Annotated in this window: 15 protein-coding genes and 2 pseudogenes; 5 read left to right on the top strand and 12 right to left on the bottom strand. The window is 47.3% G+C overall.

Features of this window, described 5'->3' with window-relative positions:
• Positions 1–202: 202 nt before the first annotated feature.
• The 5 genes from AC1XDK_RS27885 to AC1XDK_RS27865 all read right to left on the bottom strand — a co-directional run bounded on the left by AC1XDK_RS27885 (position 203) and on the right by AC1XDK_RS27865 (position 6,443).
• Positions 203–937: an ABC transporter permease subunit gene (locus AC1XDK_RS27885; protein ID WP_483353282.1), complete on the bottom strand. Its 735-nt coding sequence runs from the start codon at positions 935–937 to the stop codon at positions 203–205.
• Positions 934–1,851, bottom strand: a complete 918-nt coding sequence (locus AC1XDK_RS27880; RefSeq protein ID WP_483353281.1) for an ABC transporter ATP-binding protein — start codon at positions 1,849–1,851, stop codon at positions 934–936. Before AC1XDK_RS27880 ends, AC1XDK_RS27885 begins: the two co-directional genes overlap by 4 nt.
• 98 nt (positions 1,852–1,949) lie before the next feature.
• Complete coding sequence (locus AC1XDK_RS27875; RefSeq protein ID WP_483353312.1) at positions 1,950–2,207, bottom strand: YIP1 family protein; 258 nt, start codon at positions 2,205–2,207, stop codon at positions 1,950–1,952.
• Positions 2,208–2,484: 277 nt separating this feature from the next.
• Entirely contained in the window at positions 2,485–3,534 is a 1,050-nt protein-coding gene (locus AC1XDK_RS27870) for an RNA-guided endonuclease InsQ/TnpB family protein (RefSeq protein WP_483353280.1), read from the bottom strand.
• Between the two features lie 1,571 nt (positions 3,535–5,105).
• Positions 5,106–6,443, bottom strand: a complete 1,338-nt coding sequence (locus tag AC1XDK_RS27865; protein ID WP_483353279.1) for a polysaccharide deacetylase family protein — start codon at positions 6,441–6,443, stop codon at positions 5,106–5,108.
• Between the two features lie 323 nt (positions 6,444–6,766).
• Here AC1XDK_RS27865 and AC1XDK_RS27860 point away from each other — a divergent pair, with 323 nt between their 5' ends.
• The 3 genes from AC1XDK_RS27860 (at position 6,767) to AC1XDK_RS27850 (ending at position 9,498) form a co-directional block, all read left to right on the top strand.
• Positions 6,767–7,717 carry a hypothetical protein gene (locus AC1XDK_RS27860; protein ID WP_483353278.1) on the top strand — a complete coding sequence of 317 codons (951 nt, stop codon included), beginning with the start codon at positions 6,767–6,769 and terminating at the stop codon, positions 7,715–7,717.
• A gap of 213 nt (positions 7,718–7,930) precedes the next feature.
• Entirely contained in the window at positions 7,931–8,479 is a 549-nt protein-coding gene (locus AC1XDK_RS27855) for a hypothetical protein (RefSeq protein WP_483353277.1), read from the top strand.
• A gap of 206 nt (positions 8,480–8,685) precedes the next feature.
• Positions 8,686–9,498 (top strand): M14 family metallopeptidase, encoded by an 813-nt coding sequence (locus tag AC1XDK_RS27850; RefSeq protein WP_483353276.1) that lies wholly within the window; start codon positions 8,686–8,688, stop codon positions 9,496–9,498.
• A gap of 1 nt (position 9,499) precedes the next feature.
• Here AC1XDK_RS27850 and AC1XDK_RS27845 read toward each other — a convergent pair.
• From AC1XDK_RS27845 to AC1XDK_RS27835, 3 genes and pseudogenes are all read right to left on the bottom strand, one after another.
• A pseudogene (locus AC1XDK_RS27845) lies at positions 9,500–9,819 on the bottom strand (zinc ribbon domain-containing protein); the annotation flags it as partial.
• 904 nt (positions 9,820–10,723) lie between these two features.
• On the bottom strand, positions 10,724–10,903 hold the full coding sequence (locus tag AC1XDK_RS27840; RefSeq protein ID WP_483353275.1) for a hypothetical protein: 180 nt from the start codon (positions 10,901–10,903) through the stop codon (positions 10,724–10,726).
• A 671-nt stretch (positions 10,904–11,574) separates the two neighbouring features.
• Positions 11,575–12,000, bottom strand: coding sequence for a hypothetical protein (locus AC1XDK_RS27835; RefSeq protein WP_483353274.1), 426 nt, complete (start codon positions 11,998–12,000; stop codon positions 11,575–11,577).
• Positions 12,001–12,034: 34 nt separating this feature from the next.
• Between AC1XDK_RS27835 and AC1XDK_RS27830 the strand changes: the two genes are divergently transcribed.
• Both AC1XDK_RS27830 and AC1XDK_RS27825 read left to right on the top strand, forming a co-directional pair.
• Positions 12,035–12,490 carry a hypothetical protein gene (locus AC1XDK_RS27830; RefSeq protein WP_483353273.1) on the top strand — a complete coding sequence of 152 codons (456 nt, stop codon included), beginning with the start codon at positions 12,035–12,037 and terminating at the stop codon, positions 12,488–12,490.
• A 584-nt stretch (positions 12,491–13,074) separates the two neighbouring features.
• Positions 13,075–15,414: a hypothetical protein gene (locus tag AC1XDK_RS27825; protein ID WP_483353272.1), complete on the top strand. Its 2,340-nt coding sequence runs from the start codon at positions 13,075–13,077 to the stop codon at positions 15,412–15,414.
• 341 nt (positions 15,415–15,755) lie between these two features.
• Here AC1XDK_RS27825 and AC1XDK_RS27820 read toward each other — a convergent pair whose 3' ends face one another.
• The 4 genes and pseudogenes from AC1XDK_RS27820 to AC1XDK_RS27805 form a co-directional block, all read right to left on the bottom strand.
• Positions 15,756–15,929, bottom strand: a complete 174-nt coding sequence (locus tag AC1XDK_RS27820) for a hypothetical protein (protein WP_483353271.1) — start codon at positions 15,927–15,929, stop codon at positions 15,756–15,758.
• A gap of 119 nt (positions 15,930–16,048) precedes the next feature.
• Positions 16,049–16,225 (bottom strand): hypothetical protein, encoded by a 177-nt coding sequence (locus AC1XDK_RS27815; RefSeq protein WP_483353270.1) that lies wholly within the window; start codon positions 16,223–16,225, stop codon positions 16,049–16,051.
• A 27-nt stretch (positions 16,226–16,252) separates the two neighbouring features.
• The gene (locus AC1XDK_RS27810; protein ID WP_483353269.1) at positions 16,253–16,390 is read right to left on the bottom strand and encodes a hypothetical protein; all 138 of its coding nucleotides are present in this window, start codon (positions 16,388–16,390) and stop codon (positions 16,253–16,255) included.
• A gap of 63 nt (positions 16,391–16,453) precedes the next feature.
• Positions 16,454–16,573, bottom strand: a pseudogene (locus AC1XDK_RS27805) (hypothetical protein); the annotation flags it as partial.
• Positions 16,574–16,868 lie beyond the last annotated feature (295 nt).

Genomic DNA, 16,868 nt, shown 5'->3' with positions numbered 1-16,868 from the left:
TTCCCATTCGATTCCGGGGAATTCGTGACCAGCGTCTCGTTGCTGTGCCGAGCGTATTTTTCGAACGGGGATTAACGGAGAGACCAGCGGATGCAGTCCCCGGTACCGGTTACGTTAGCTCCGCGCGAGCGAATCTCCACCGCCCAAATGCGAGCGGGCGAACGATCCAAAGTGCGAGGACGACGAATCCGAACCAGCCTTGTTACCAGAACGCACCAGCAGCGGGAGCGGTGTTCGCTGCAGAGACGGCCGAAAAGGCATGCTTGAACGCCGTCTGCGGATTGACCACCCGAATGAACGAGAGCAGATCGGTCTGGAACGCGACCGAACCGATACCATACCGCCGAAGAGTGAGTCCCAACACGGCCGTCAACACACCCCAGAGGAGCGTGAACAACACCACTAATCCGAAGCCAATCAAGACTATCAGATTCTCCGACCGAAGGCCGGCGGAAACACCGACGCTGACGCTGACGAACGTCGCTCCGAGAACGAGCGACAAGAGGACAAGAACGAGATAATCGGTCACGGCCAGCGTCGCCCCGAGTGCAATAATGATGGCACCACCGACCAGAAATCCGATCACCGTAGCGAGCGAAATGATTGCCGCTCGACCGATGAACTTCCCGAGAACGACGTCCGTTCGCGTGTGCGGCAACGAAAGCAGTAGCTTGAGACTTCCCGACTCGCGTTCGCCCACTATCGAACGATAGCCAGAGAAGATTCCCACGGCGGGGAGGAAGACACCGAGTGGCGTCGTGAAAGACATGATGACCGGAATCTGTACCGAGTCGTTCCCCTGGAAGAAGTTCGAGATTTTGATGACCACGAACGAAACCCCCGCAAAGAAGAGCACGAACGCGACGATCAGCGCGAACAAACGACGCGACCGACTCGCGTCCCGCACTTCCTTTTTCGCGATGACTCGCCAGCTCATGCGGTCATCGCCTCCCCTTCCGTGTACGCCGCAAAGAGGTCTTCGAGCGAGGCTTCACGTATCGAGAAGTCCTGAAGTCTCACGTCGGTAGATTCGACGGCGTCGATAACTTCGGCCTTCGACCCGTCGGCGATAGCGACCGTTATCCGAGTATCTTCGGTCGACACGTTTACGATTCCCCCACAGCTACGAATTGCAGCGAGTACCTCGGGCGTCACTTCGGATACCACGATGGTCAGCTCGGTCGTCGCGCTCATCTTCTGTCTGAGGTTGCAAATCGAATCCTCGGCCACCAGCGACCCGTTTGACAGAATCCCGACTCGATCACACACCGCCTCAACTTGGTCGAGGATGTGACTGGAGAAGAAGACCGTCGCACCGCGTCGGTTCTCTTCGAGGATGATCTCACGCATCTCACGCGCTCCGTTCGGGTCCAACCCAGTCGACGGTTCGTCGAGAACGATGAGGTCCGGCTGCCCGACGAGTGTCATGCCGAGGACTAATCGCTGGGTCATCCCCTTCGAATAGTTCCCGGCCCGTCGGTCGGCGGCATCCGCGACACCGACACGTTCGAGGATTTCCATCGGCTCATCGTTCGCCTCTTTCGACTCGATAGCCAGTTCGAGATGTTGATATCCCGTGAGGCGATCATACACGTCGAACCCGTCCGGCAGGACACCCACGCGCTCACGAATCTGCTGTGAATGGGCGTGGGCATCTAGATCGAAGAGGGTCGCCTGCCCCCTTGTTGGTCGAATGAAATCCAATAAGATGTTGATAGTTGTTGACTTCCCCGAGCCGTTCGGACCGAGGAAGCCGTAGATTTCGCCATCTTGGACCGACAGGTCAAGGTTTTGGAGGGCAGTCACGGAACCGAATTGTTTCGTGACATCGTCGAGCCTGATAACAGACATTCTGTTCAGATACATGAAGACAGTGGTTAAGAATGTTAGCTAGGAAGATTGTATGGAATGAATGAACGTAATCGTCGAACGTATCGTGTGGTCTCCTGCTAGATGGCGCTCACGATACGCAGTATCAGGGCAATGCCGACGGGTATTCCGACGGTGATGATGGCGTTTCGACGCGAGAGATCGTGCAATTTCTCCATCCCTGCTGTCCAAATCCAACCACTCCACGCCAACAACACAATGCCGACGATACTCGCGATGAAGAGCGCCGGGTCGTTCTGGAGCTCTTGAAATGCAGCTTGTGCCGCTTGGTTGTTGCCGGGCAATGTCGCGCCGGCGTAGACATAATAAGCGGCGATGGTACTGATGATTTGACTAACGAGGAGTGGGATTTGACATCCGCCCCGCGCTAAAGCGCGAGGATTCCTCGAAGAGGATATTGAGGTTGCGCGTTTCCTCGGTTCTCAAGTACGCTTTCGCGTGGAACGTCAACGGTAGCCACCGAATTATGACCGACGGTGTGCGTTACAGCGCGTGAAGCCGTGTCAAAGCGGCCTTCCTCCCCATCAACTATGGGCGTCAATGACGGCTGGCTGTTCAACCAGCAAGGGAGCACGGTTCGCCTCACCCGGAGTGTTAGGCCGTGCATGGTTCCCCCTCTCGTTTCCCGATGTTCGCCGCCGCGTTTAAATCAGCATGGCGTTCGTATCCACAGGACGAACATCTGAAATGGTCGTGGTTCCGTGACCCCCGTTCACCACATGAAGAACAGTTCTGGCTGGTATAGGCCGGGTCAACCGTTTCTACGCGGATTCCTGCCTGTTCAGCCTTGTAGGTGATGAACGTCTGAAGCTGGTGGAAGTGCCACGAATGGACACCTGACCACCCAGTACGGTCGCGGATACCTTCGAGCGTTTCAATCCGAATCACTGAATTCTCGAATTGGTCGGCGAAGTCGATGAGACGACGCGAGAGGGTGTGATTGAGGTCGCGGATACGGCGGTGTTCTTTGTTACCAACGTGGTTGCGAGCACGAAGTGCTCCCGCTTCCGACAGCGAATCACGAAGGGAACGATATTTCCGTCTGACGTATCGCGCCTCTTTTCCCGATACCAGCATTGATTCATCCGTTCCGAGGGCGTGGACAGCGAGAATGTGCCGCTCGCCAATATCAACGCCTATCGGCGTTTCACCGTCAGGAACGGTATCGTATTCGACGGTGAACGAGCAGAACCAGTTGTCACCACGGCGGTAGACCTGTAGACGAGATTTCTTCGCTTCGCCGTCAAGAATCCGTTGAACAGGTTCTTGAATCTCGTCGTGGACACAAATCGGCGTATGCCACCACTGTGAAATGCAAGGAAAGCCAACTACAACCGACCCGTTGTCGGTCGTTTCGAGCGTCCAATTCTGGTTGTTCGTAGCAAACGGTTGCGCGGCGGTATAGTTCATCCACCCGTCGCGTTTGTACTCGGCTTTTGCCTCTCGAATAGCTTGGTTCTGAACCGCCGAGTACAATCCGTTGTCAATGCTGGCGGTGGTCACGGACATGCCGAGTTCGCCGGAGTCCCATCCGTTCACCAACTGTTGTTTGGTGTCGCGGTAGACGAGCATGGCGTCTTGCCATTCTTGCCGCCGTGACCGGGTTGGTTGATGGAATTTCGCGGTTACTGTCACCGTGACCATTACATGCGTAATGGTGTCGGGTTGGCTTAAAACTATCCCAATATCGGCTATGCTATCGACGGTGGATTGTGGAGTCGATTGTCGGATTCATCCCCGCCCTAAAGGACGGGGCTTTCTCCTCGTATGTCCGTAAGCAGGTGATGAGGACGTCATTTACAGCGGTGCTCCTCGGCCTCCTCGTTGTCTCCATGCTGGTTCTTCTCGTCCGTGTCTCAGTCATGCCTATCGAGTCAATGGTATCCGAGTCGTCTTGGTCCGAATCCTCACCGTCCGTTTTGCTCTCGTCGGACCCATCGTTGTCGGCAGGAGCGTCGGCCGTGATTTGAAAAATCATTTTGTTTCGAGTGTTTCCCTTGGCCTCGTCCCTCTGTTCGGTTGTGCATGATGCAATTTATCGACCAATTGTTTCTGATATATCTATAAAGTTCAGTAAACGCTACATAACATGGAGATAAGATTGAATAAAGATGAGTGAATTAGAACTCGTACAAGAGACATCGGGACTACTTTTTTCTGTTTTTCTCATTGGAGGATCCCTCCTTTGTGTGCTTTTTTTCGGGGTAATAATCTGGGCACTCTCTTCATCAGCTTTGGACCACAATGGAATAGTCACGCAAACGAGAATTGTGATAGCACTGTTTTTCATGTGGGGTGGCATGGTCGGAATGACAATCGGAGGAACGCTATATCTCTCAGATTTGTAGGGACGATTCATTGAAATAGTTCAATAGGTTCGCCCATCTCGTAAAATCCAGCGACGATATTCGAAGTCCGAGAGTATCCCCCCCATGGTTGGCTAAGAAGCACCCGTCGCAGCCAGCAGGTCGTTCCGTTCACGGCGTCGGTCGCTCACACTTCGAGCACGTTGATGCGATGTTCCGAGCGTGCAAGAAGCGAGATTTCGTCGAGTGGAACGTCCATGTTTATGCTATGTATTGTCATACAACATTCTTACTATCGTGGTGACTACAGACTCTTTATCCGATCACGGATAGAATGTCAAAATCTTCGAACGGGCGTTTCAAACACGCTTTTTCGACTTTTTGGAGATGTCCCCCAATGATCCAGAGAGAGATTCCGACGGCCACTGTGACATCTTGGGCGTGCACTGACTAGGAACGGTGTAGTATTCTATCTCCACAGTTACCTCAAGCACTTCCTGTTTACGCGTGGTCGATGTGCATCACTTCCGAGATATAACACCCGAAACGAACCATTGGCGTTACTATGGTACTATCCAACTCTGTCGATGCTCAAGAACTCGTTAAACTGATCGGTGATGATCTTTTCAATCGATGCGATTAACGGCCATAATAACGAGGGAAATTCTATCGCTGAAAAATAACACAAAGTATTTACAATATCACACAACATTACATCTGTGGCGTAGTAGTCATTAATGCCCTAAAAGGTCTCCTGGATCCGGTGTTCACACCCCGATCCACCTTACCCCTACCCACATTTACTCGCCACAGCTCTCCTCACTTGTATATATACTATAACTCATTAATAACTGATTCAGCGATAGTTTCGCAGATCCACCTAACCTGTGGTCGCTTGCATCCAAAATATCAGACTAGGAGACCTTTATTCTCTAAGTCAGAAAGTGTGACAACTTCTACGTTGCTTTGTTTAAGATAGCGAAGAATAGTTTCGAACTTTTTCTCGGAAAGCCCATCTTTGCCGATTCTATGAAATAAGAAGACAGACAACTGTTTGTACGCCGCGCTATAGTCAATCATCTTTTTCGTACGAGCGATATTGCTGTCGCCATACATTCGTGAAAGGATTGTATCCTTCGTAATCACTGGAAGGGAATTAGGAGATGCTCCGAATGAAAGCGTCATGTCAAAGTGCTTTTTCGCTAAGTCGAATGTTTTTGGTCCTACAATATTCTTTGGCACAGCCATATACTTGTGACCGTTATAGCCATAGCGTTTGAGCCAACTTTTTGCGTCTTTCATCACCTTCTCTTGTTCCTTTGCAGGGAGTTGGGGAAACGGACTAGAACCAATATTTGGGTGAGCTACCATGTCCCAGCCATCTTTAACCAATTCACGCATCTGCGTTTGGGTAAGAAAACCATCATCATATACTGCATCTGTAATAACAGCGTCTACCCCTGGGAACCCATGTTTTTTCATGTGCTTTTTGTATGCAACGGAATAGTGAGATTCAAGACTATCATCGAATGTTAACATGACCATTCCCTTCTTCGGTGCGGGTACAGTCTTCACATCATCTACATAGAAATTAATAGGATTCTTCGAATTCGGATCCTCTGGTCGACCGATGATACGTACTTCATAGACCTGGGAGAGATCTACACTTTTCTGGCGTTGAGCATCCGTGACTCCAAGGTTTACCCGAACCCACTTTCCCTTTGGTCCATAGAGTGTGCGTTTCAACTCTACAATATGGCCCCGATCCGGCGCATACAACTGTACAGCGACTTTTACGAAGTCATGGGAAGTGCATTTGAATGCCAGAGAGAGATTTTTATTACCAAAGTTAGCTGGATTGCTTCCAAAATTCACCCGATGAATCTGCCCTTGGGTAGATTGCTGGCTCCCACTCACATGAGCAGCTTGTGATCCAGCATATGTCTGTTTCGTACTCTTTTCCAGTTTTCCAAGCCCGTCGACGGCACTCCAGTTCTTGAGCGTTTCGAAATCTTCGAATACTTTGGGAGATGTTCCCTGATTTTTCTGTTTCGTCGTCGTGCTTTCTTCTGTTGTTTGTTCTTCTGAGGTTGAGGATGGTGTAGTACTCTCTTTTCCATCATTTGATGTCTTCTCTGGAGTGGCTGTGTCCTCATTCGAGTCTCCAAATACAGAACATCCTGCAAGACTAACCGTTCCTAATGTAGCAGCTGTTGTCAGGAAGGCGCGTCGTTTTTCGCGGGGCATCGTTATGGAAGTTCAGGACAGTAGCGTTAAAGCCTTTTTCAAATCTTGTGCAGGAGTTAGATGTTTCGACAGATATGGATGATTAATATCTCATTAGCCATTTGAGATCAGACAGACTGTATATTTTGAAAGTAAAAATATTTATTTGAAATATAGATTCCGAATATGAATCTAACTCGCCCTACTTTAATTCTTCAGGTAAAGCTGACCGACTGTCTGAGGCTTGAGACTAGAATAAACTAATCATTTTCAATTGAAAGATTACAGAATAGAGTGTAGATGGATTCGAAAGAGTTAACCCGCATTATTCCGGTATGACGACTATGTCAAAAAAACCGCGTGAGCAGCTTGGGTCAACTACTTTATGGCGGCTCGTTTCTCTAATTATGGCATTTCAATTATTGTTTGCGGCATTTATTACTCCTGTTGCAGCGAATTCGAATACAGAAGAGGACGATTCGACAATTTCTATTGAGCAGCTAATCAACTGGACTGATTCGATGTCGAAATTTTGGGTTAAGAACCTCATGGAAAATATGAGCTATAGTGATATCCCGGAATATCTCATTAGCCAGCACCACACCGACAATACGTGCCAATCCGGTAATAATTCGACAAACGTTGATTCTGACGAAGATGGTATCTCAGATATTGTTGAGACAAACGGAGGTCAACCGATTGATACGGACGGCGACGGTATTATTGATTCGCATGATACTGATTCAGACAACGATGGAATATTAGATCGCATAGAGGGGACAAGTGACCGAGATGGAGATGGAATAGCAGACTATCGAGATCTGGATTCTGACGGAGATAGGGAACCCGATAGAGAGGAGAAAGCTGAGGACACCGATAACTCGAAAAGTGAAGCCGATAAGAACAACACTAGTACTGATGGTGGAAACAATGAAGAACAGAATACAAATGAATCGGTAAGTTCAACCACCACTAATGAGGAAATCGGTGGTCAAACTACGAACGACGGTACCAATACCAAGACTTCGACTAGTCAGACAAGTCCGTCGGACTCGACCAACAGTAAAACGACAAACGCCCAGTCAACCGAGAGTCACACCAGTGGAAAAGTAGGCACCACAACTAATAATTCGACTCCTGCTGCACCTAGCACTAAGTCCGCTCAGAATTCAAAATCACAAAAGCTTGTACCTAAATCAGGAGCACTTCCAGATATTAACTCACCGGTAATCGCTGTAGTTGGATTATTATGTGTACTCGGTGGCGCAATCGCTATTGCTCGTAGTCGTAATTAGATGCGATAATTTCAAAAGGAATTATCTCGGCGTTTCACATCTCAATTATGGAGTGTAATTTAGGTGCTATGTAATGCAACAACTTCTTCAAACAGTGGCCAAAATAAATATAAGTGTTCCCTGAGACGTCGCCAAATAGAATCTGATCGACTGGCGGCTATGGACTCTAGTATGATTCAAAAAAGAATTCCAACATCACGGGGAGATTTTCGAGTGGTATCACGAACAGTTCGTCTTGTATTGTCGATACCTCGTTACTTTATCTGTTCCGTACTCGCTTCATTAATTGGACTTTCTATTTTTGTTCTCTCACAAAATATTGAGTTGGTACAGACACTATTATTTAATGACTTTTTGACCTTTCAGCAACGAATCACTATATTCTCACAACTGTTCCCTATTATCGGAACTGCATTTTCACCAATAAAAGAATCCGTTCTCTTGATAACTTCTGGACTATTTGGAATCAACCTGTCGATGTCGATCTATCATCTAAGAGAACATAATGTTAGTTTACAAAGCGGAACTGGTAGTGCAGTCGGTGTGGTCTTTGGAACGCTGGGTGCGGGATGTGCAGCGTGTGGGTCTGTTTTTCTCACAGGATTTCTTTCATTCATTGGGGCAACAAGTATTCTCACTCTATTACCTTTTGATGGGCTCTCTTTTTCCATAATCTCGCTCGTGATATTTGGGCTCTCAATATATTGGATATCTAGTGGCATGCGTGGAGGAACAATCAACGGATGCCCAGTCGATATTTGATCTAATTGTATCTGTCAACTCCATATTTGAACTACTCTGCTATTGAGTATCATATATTATTGCTCTTACATCGAAACGTTAATAAACTAATGTTGTATGGTTGTATCCAACGCGAATTAAACACGTACATTAAATGAATTATGATAAGAAATAAACTAAAAAATCTGACGGGAGAGAAAGAACAACAGCTAGCGTCACGGAATAATATGACAGACCATTCACGTCGGGCCTTTTTACGCAAATCAGGTGGGATAGCTGCAGTATCCGCACTGGGAATGTCACAAGTCGGTAGCGTAATGGCAGATGGGAATGAATTCTGTCCGATTCGCCAAACTCATTCAGAGGATACGATTCTTGAGGGAACAAATGAAGAAGTTCCGGTTTACATAAATGATTCCCGAATCCCAGGTCCTACAACAGTTCTTGTTGGTGGTGTTCAAGGTAATGAACCAGCTGGATGGCGCACAGCACATGCGGTTAAAGACTGGTCAATCGATTCTGGAAAGATAGTTGTTCTTCCAGAAATCAATCCAGTTGCTATTCGTCGAGGTACATATATTAATGATAACGGTGATTTAAACGATCAGTTCCCACCAAATCGACGTCCCACAACTCAACTTGCACGTGCACTGTGGGATTATATTGTCGATACTGACCCAGATATTTTTTTCAGTCTTCATAGCTCCCGCGGTATCCTCCATGAGAGTGAGAGTCCAGCAGGTGTAGGACAGGCTATTTACCCAACATATGTTGACGGTACACGGAATGATGCCCGTAATACAGTACGGCAAATGAACAAAAGTCTGGACTCGTATCGATCAATCTATGATTTCAAAGTTGGAAACACACTTTACGGTGTCCGTCCACGTCTCACTCACAAAGTCGCTGCTGACCTTCAAATTCCTGGATTCCTGATCGAAGCGACGCGATATAAGACAACTCTGAGCACCCGTGTAGCATGGGAACAAGAAATCGTTGCCGATTTGCTCAGTCAAAATGGAATGAAAGTCAAACAGTGAACTACCCCACCGTCCACTGCTGTGGGACCACACTGAGGACGGGGCTTCCTGTTTCGATGACACGCTTTGCAGACACGACAGTGTCTGTCGGGAGCGCAGTCTTCACAGGCATTGAATCGGAGTGAACCACTCCTACTCTGGTGAGTCCGTAAGAAAGGATGTTTCAGCTGCGTTCGTATTGCGGTCGCATCTGAAGCCATACGCTGGGTCCGAGAGTTCTCGTACCCACAACGGCTTGTCTGTCTCCACACCACACTAGGAGCATTCCTTGGTCATTTCTCTCAGGTTCACCGCCACAACATGCATGTTTTCTCGATCGCAGCTAAGAGAGATGATGTTAGCACTTTATCTTCTCCCTCTTCGCTCGCGGTGCTCACTCCTGGGGGATGTTGCATTCGCGCTTGTATTCAGAAAAGAGAATATTTACTGAACTTGATCCCAATCTAATAGACTAATTAGCGATTACAGTATTCTAAGAATCATTAGATCTTGTGAATGTGTATTGCAACTTTCTCAATTACTGGGTTTCAATTACCAATCGAAACATTTAGACGTATGGTGTTTTAATAGATTGTTGGAACTCTACCAGTTCTAAAGGCACGATTTAAACGTGTCTTTTCCAACCCTTAAGAAAATAGATTACATATTGGTTATTATGATAATATTGTTGAATAACTCAATTATTTAGTAGAAAATAGGGAAGGGCGCTCATTCTCCGAATTCCGTCCGTCCTCTAGACGATACAAGATTATCAGCTTTAATTTTGAGACACACCTCGCGTGAGTGCAAACCCGAAGAGAACAACGGGTCGTCCATTCAATTATAGGAAGTCTCCGAATTCTCGCTCGAAGGAGATAGCATGCAATTTCACCCCGCAGCCCTCTTACATAGTTTCACTCTTGAGTCACAATTAATCAAATTTCTCACCACAAAGTATTTGCCTTCAAGGACGGTATTTGTATTGCAGCGTGGTTGTTTGCATGGAGATAAACTCTCCATAGGTCTGTATAACCGGTTCAGACCATCTCAACCGCGTCATTACTTCCCTCTTAAATATCCTCCACAGTGAGTGGTTTATTCCTTATTCTCTGCCGTCAATCCAAATTAATGACGAGATAATCACTGAGAATTTCGTTAATAGGTAACTTGTTTTCACGTAGCTAAATGACGTCCTTGTCGATGGCAAATGTATTGATAGTCACTCCATCGAGAGCTACGCAGTGAGCTAGTATTCGATGTTTTGACGCTTTCCGAGAAAATACACGGCTGCGAGTCCGAGACAAACTATTCCAAGGAGGGCAGAAACAATACCTGTCAAACCGTAGTTCGGATCAATTGCAAGACCAAAAAGTGAAAAAGTCCCAACAAGACTGAAGAGAGTACCAACTATATCTGCTCGATTCATACCATATAATGTCATCGCTAATATAAAACTGCTGTTAATAATTGATTGTTTAAAAGATGCTATAATAATGAATTTCCCATGGCTACTACAATCGACTAATTGCTGTTGACTTCCCCAACCGATCTACATCATGAGTTGAGGATAGGGCCACTTGTCTTGATGACACGCTTTGCAGATACGGTGTATCCACCGAGGGCCCCGTCCCCACAAACGTTTGTTCAGAGTGTCTCACTCCCACATCTTCAGGCTGGCGAGAAGGAATTTTCTAAGTCGTGCTCACTTTTCTGTCCGCCTTATGCTCGTAGGCAGGACAGGAGTGTTCACTGATCCACAACGGTTTCTTGGTCGCAATATCGCACGATGTACATTCTTTAGTCGTCCCTCTCAGGTCCATCGTCATGAAGTGTCTCTGCCCGTTTGCACTTGATTCGAGTATTGGTGTTGGCGAGACACGAAGCGTCTCGTTCGCGCACAAGAGCTTCGCTCTTGTAACTGCTATATTCCCCTACTGCGTTGCTCGGCCTACGTGGTCCTTGAGAACGAGAGCTTGGTGGACGCATTCACGGTGAAATGAATTGGATTGGTACCCTGTTTGCTGAGCTTGGAAAAATGTCTGAACCTCGGTGATTGTCTTCGGAAATAATTACCTCACACAACTCAATAACGTTAAATCACTTGTCTCCAGACGAGTAATCGATTGTTACGAATTTGACTCCGTAGATATCATCCCAATCGGTGTCTTTGTCCATGAGTAGGATCATGAGTGTTATTTCTCCATCTTCGACGCCTGCTTCATTGAGAGCGTCAGGGTGAATGGAGAGGGTGTACTCACCGTTTGTATCCTGACTAATGTCCGATCGTTCGATAAGTGTACCATCGGTACGTGAGAACTCGGATCCATTGTCGAGCGACCCATCCGCATAGACGAGGAAGAAGGGTTCACCATCCACAGTTCCGTGTTCTGCAGGATCGATACGCTCCATCTTTGTGTCTGCAGTGACTTGTAGGTCAAAATCCGAGTAGCCCCCAGTACTGACTTCCTGTGTATTTACAACTGAGATACTCTTGATACGGTGATGATCGTCTTCCGTCCCCATTTTATTTTGAAGGGGTGTATTCGGTTTTTCTGGTTTGTTCCAGGATTCAGTCGTTGTCTTGGTTGTAGTGGTTTCTGTCGTTGTCTCAGCTGAGGTCGTAGTCGAGGTTGTCTTCGGTGTGGTGGTCGACTCCGGGTTGCTGGAAGTTGTTCGCGTGCTAGTGGATGACTGTGATGTTGTTTGTGGTTTCTGTGCTTCCGAAGTTGTCGGTGATTGTATAGTAGTTGTAGAAGTTCTTGTTGAAGTTGATGCTGTTACTGACTGTGAAGTTGTAGTTGATGTCGAAGTTGAGGACTTCGCGTTCGTTGTTGATTCAGTGGCTTGTGTCGTAGTTGTTGGCACATCTGTAACTGACGACTCTTGTAACGTTGTTGTTTTACTGGTCGTTTGGGTGGTGTCTCCGGTAAGTGACGCACATCCCGAAAGCACTAAGCAAGCGATAAGCAATATTGATACAGATGTTCTCATCATGAATATTATCTCTGTGTGATGAGTGATTTTATCACAGCTAACTTAAAATCATATCATTCAATATCGACCTCTATATGCCAACATTTTCATATTAGATCTTGTAAAATTGAGTTGTAGGACTTATTAATTTACTATGTCATTTGACCTATTCGGGTGGTAATCCATTATTTTGCCGGTTTACTTAATCATTTCACTTTCAATTTCATCGTGTTTATTGCCGGGGTATTGTCGCGTGCATCGACTTACCCCGGTAAGCCCGGAGACATCCGATGATTTTGCCCAATGTGTGCAGATTCATGTAGTTAAAGTAGTATGCCATATTCGGCACCATTAATTCAATGTATTCTCAAAAACTTATAACATTATAAAATCATAAGTAATTATGGCGTGCTTGAATGATTTATTTGATTTTCAGACAGCACATAACAATGTAAAAGAGGAGATGAAATGATGCATGGTTCGAAAAGAGATCGTCACGACACAAGCTGTATCAGTTGACTTCACGAAGAGAAGGTGCAGATATCCAAAACAAGGTAACAAGCAGAGACTAGCAGGTGATACTAGAGATTTCGACGAGATGCTTAACCCCATGGGGGGACGCTGATGCCTACCTACAACATTGTCAATCAAGGTGCCGACCGAAACGGGGATACACCCATTGATTCGATTTTAGATAACCTGATAGGGAGCAACACAATAATAGTCTTTCCGTCGGGCACATACAAGCTCAACGAACTTACCGTTCCGTCGGGCACTGACAATCTCGAACTCATTGCACCAAACGGTGCACGTCTTATCCCTGGACGGTCAGGAGATGGCATAGCTTGGCTTGATGTGTATTCACAAGGCTTTGTACTGGACGGATTCGAACTCGATATGCGAAATACAGCGATTCCGCCGTTCGTGCGGATGAATAGCAACTCCGGAGATTGGGAACTTAGACGGCTCATTACACGTGGTTATGTTCGAGCAGCTACTGATACAAATATTCGCTCAAACGATTCAGGTGAAGCGCGCACGTACTTCCGGTTATCATCGGAGGAAGGAACTCGAGGACTTCTCCAAGACTGTTATTTCCACAGAGGTTCGTGTGAACCAGATGAGGCAAGCAATCGCCGCGCGATCCTTATCGAATCCGGTGAGGGCTTACTTACTTTTAACCGATGTTGGTTCGAACACTGGGGAGAGAATACAATCTACGCAAAAAAGCCGGAAGGGAGTATGAGAATTTTGAATAGTTTCGTTCGAAATTCGCAAAACGGAATGCGACTTGGTGGCGCCAGCGCGGTTCGAAACTGCGTCTTCATTAAAGACGCTCAACATCCAACTCAAGCATGGTCGGGTGGGTCACTACAAAGAGGCGTAAACGTGGAGGCAAACGTACCCACGAATTCATCGAATGGCATTAACAGCTATGATGGAACGATGTTCATAGCCGACTGTGACTTCTATCATCGATATTTAGACAGTAGTTGCGGTGGAGCAATTACAGCACCAATACCGTGCCAGCGCATCGATATTCGACGAACGCGAATAAGTTACGAATCGACGAAGAATCACGATGCAATCTATACGTACGATGGCTTGTTGAGCGACGGCACGCCTGCGAACCTCGAGTATCTGCGACTCGAAGACGTGCAAGTCACTAACGATCACAATTCAGAGTACGCCATTTACATCGGCCAGGAACCAGACACTTGGGGGCCGGTATCCGGTGTGTTGGGAGGAAGCGGTTCTCAGACGAATTCCAGCCATGTCAGTCGAGAAATGACCACCAACGGAAATCCTATACCGCCGGATAGGACGCCACCCCTGCCAAGCCCGCCGCCGGTCGGTGAAATACCGATGGACCCATCGCAACTCGTTCGTATCAATAATATTGATAATGAGTCACCCACTACGTATGAGATCACAGCTGGTGAATACGTCTTACCCGCAGGTAATGATGGTGCGTCAATAGCTCTCTCATGGGCACCAGGTGGAGGCCCCCGACGTCCGTCAAATTCGGAGATTGCCACTGGAACAGTCCCGCCTGGTAAGGAGTATGCCTTCTACGTAACTGGAGGAATTGTCTCGACCGAGGCTGATGGACCAGCAATCTGGACGGTCGATGGCGAAAAATATAATCCCGGTACTGAGGCGAGCCTCATCTCTGATACGATTACTAGTGGTCTACAGGAAAATGAAAACCAATGGAAGCAGGCCGATTCAGTAGTCCAACCCAATGGTGTTGCCGTCACAAAGCCATTGTCATTTAACGGGAGCCAACCCGCACATGTTCGACTGCGAGATGTTTCTGATGGTGATCTCGAGTATAAAGTCGAAGAGTGGGATTACCTCGTTGCTTCGCATAAGAGTGAAACATTCCATACACTTTCTATGGAACCGGGAGAGCTAGAAATCCAGTTAGGTAATGGCACACCCTATCAAATGAAGGCCGGCCGTGTATCTGTTGCTAGCGATTTAGTCACTGTTTCATTAAACGACTTTTTCAGTTCAGAGCCACCAGTAGTCCTTACACAAGTACAGACGTTTAATGGGAAGGACCCTGTAGTTGCTCGATCATCAGTTGATTCCAGAAATTCATTTCGAGTCCGGGTTCAAGAAGAAGAAGCACGGGGAGGACACAAGAGTGAAACAGTTGGGTATATTGCTCTCGAACAAGCAGCAGGGCAGATCAATGGTATCCCATTTGAAGTACAGCAGACTGGAGAAACAATCACTGATGATTGGTCTCACATCAGCTTCCAGCAACAGTATGAATCACCAAAATTGATTGCCAGTTTGCAAACATTTAACGGCCCTGATCCAGTAAATGTCCGCTATCGAAATCTCACAGGAACCGGTGTCGACGTGACAGTGCAAGAAGAACAAAGTGCTGATGATGAAACGAAACATGCCCGGGAAAGAGTCGGATATGCTGTCTTTGAAGATGATGTGTAAGCAGCATCTGTTCGGTTACGGTAAAGCGTCTTTATCCGGACATCCTATTCTTGCGGATTGTCGATCCACCGGACTTCGAAGGCAGATCCAATGATGCGGTCTGCAAGGCCGCAAGCCAACTATTCGACAGCTTCGAAAGTCTGATCAACTGTACCGCGGAGACTCTTATCCTCCTTGGTCATCTTATCGACGAAACGGTGCGACCACTTGCTTCAAACCTCGGCGAGTTTCAAGCAGAAGCGATGAATGAGCTCTTAAGTTACGTCGAAAATTTGGCTGACGAACTCGCGAAGGTGGTATAACCGGATGGGACTAGTCTGTTTGAGACCGATTCGATTTCACTACGGTGTGAATCGCTCGAAGGGTCGGTTGCAGCGGTCGACGGCGACACGCAGGTCGTAGTTGTCCGCATTCAGCCAGTAGCAATCACAGATGAACTCTTTGAGAGTAACGTAGGTGTACTGCTCCAACACGTCGAGACAGACTCGCTGAAAGGGGTTCCAGAGACACGTCATATAGTACCAGTGGAAGACAAAAGGCAGGACACAGTCGCTGACGAGGACGTCGTATGTCTCATCAGACCTCTTGTTGGGCGAACGCAAGTTCGATGGCGGTCGATGATGACGAGAAATAATCAAGGGATAGAGCAATCGCGGAGTTCCGAGAGCGCATTGGTGGGGTCGAATTTCGGCAGTGGCGTCTGACCATCGTCGATGTAGACCACAGCACGGACCATGATGTCGCGGTCCCGAGCCGCCTGAAGTGTTGGAAAGAGCTGCTGTAGTTGTTCGTAGCTCCCTGCGACTTCCACGACCGTATCAGCATCGTCAATCAGTATCTAGGCGTTTTCGACAGCCGTCTCGACGCGTTTGGTGACACCGATTCGTGCGTCCACCTGTTCGGGCTTCCGATATCGTTCACGTATTTCATCGGCAGCGTCATGAAAGGGTTCGCCTCTCGACTCTAAGTCAGACATCGAGACACTCGGGTCACAGGGTCGGACATAGAGCTTCTCACGTTCAATCGTTTCGACGTATCCTTTGGACTCGAGGCTACGGAGGACGTCGTAGACCTGTGAGACGGGAACCGAACTCTCACGACCTCGATGGCCGGTGAAACGCCTATTTCGAGCAGTGTCAGATAGGCATCCGCCTGACAGGAGGTCAAATCCGCATACTCAAGTGCTTGTCTGAGCGTCTCACGGTCCATATCTAGAGGGAGTAGACACAATTATTTGAATGATATATATATATATATATATATATAATTTACAAACAGATGACACGATATTCTAGAAATCCATCTATAACTATGAAATTATGTATTTTATGATATTGAATAAAAGTAAACACAACTAGTAAGAGAACTTTCTAATGGTGGCACTGTCTAGATAAGGACGAGCAGGTCGAAGAGCTAGTTGTTCATGCTACTCTCAAACCTGCTCAGAGAGAGTT

The organism is Haladaptatus sp. HS23 (genome assembly GCF_056892285.1).
The sequence above is the reverse complement of the archived record's forward strand: the minus strand, read 5'-3'. Positions and strand labels throughout refer to the sequence as shown.

Excerpts from the sequence above, each read along its gene's own strand:
- AC1XDK_RS27885 (WP_483353282.1), bottom strand. The coding sequence starts at position 937 with ATGAGCTGGCGAGTCATCGCGAAAAAGGAAGTGCGGGACGCGAGTCGG.
- AC1XDK_RS27860 (WP_483353278.1), top strand. The coding sequence starts at position 6,767 with ATGTCAAAAAAACCGCGTGAGCAGCTTGGGTCAACTACTTTATGGCGG.
- AC1XDK_RS27825 (WP_483353272.1), top strand. The coding sequence starts at position 13,075 with ATGCCTACCTACAACATTGTCAATCAAGGTGCCGACCGAAACGGGGAT.
- AC1XDK_RS27850 (WP_483353276.1), top strand. The coding sequence starts at position 8,686 with ATGACAGACCATTCACGTCGGGCCTTTTTACGCAAATCAGGTGGGATA.
- AC1XDK_RS27810 (WP_483353269.1), bottom strand. The coding sequence starts at position 16,390 with ATGTCTGACTTAGAGTCGAGAGGCGAACCCTTTCATGACGCTGCCGAT.
- AC1XDK_RS27880 (WP_483353281.1), bottom strand. The coding sequence starts at position 1,851 with ATGTCTGTTATCAGGCTCGACGATGTCACGAAACAATTCGGTTCCGTG.
- AC1XDK_RS27840 (WP_483353275.1), bottom strand. The coding sequence starts at position 10,903 with ATGAATCGAGCAGATATAGTTGGTACTCTCTTCAGTCTTGTTGGGACT.
- AC1XDK_RS27865 (WP_483353279.1), bottom strand. The coding sequence starts at position 6,443 with ATGCCCCGCGAAAAACGACGCGCCTTCCTGACAACAGCTGCTACATTA.
- AC1XDK_RS27820 (WP_483353271.1), bottom strand. The coding sequence starts at position 15,929 with ATGACGTGTCTCTGGAACCCCTTTCAGCGAGTCTGTCTCGACGTGTTG.
- AC1XDK_RS27870 (WP_483353280.1), bottom strand. The coding sequence starts at position 3,534 with ATGGTCACGGTGACAGTAACCGCGAAATTCCATCAACCAACCCGGTCA.
- AC1XDK_RS27835 (WP_483353274.1), bottom strand. The coding sequence starts at position 12,000 with ATGGGGACGGAAGACGATCATCACCGTATCAAGAGTATCTCAGTTGTA.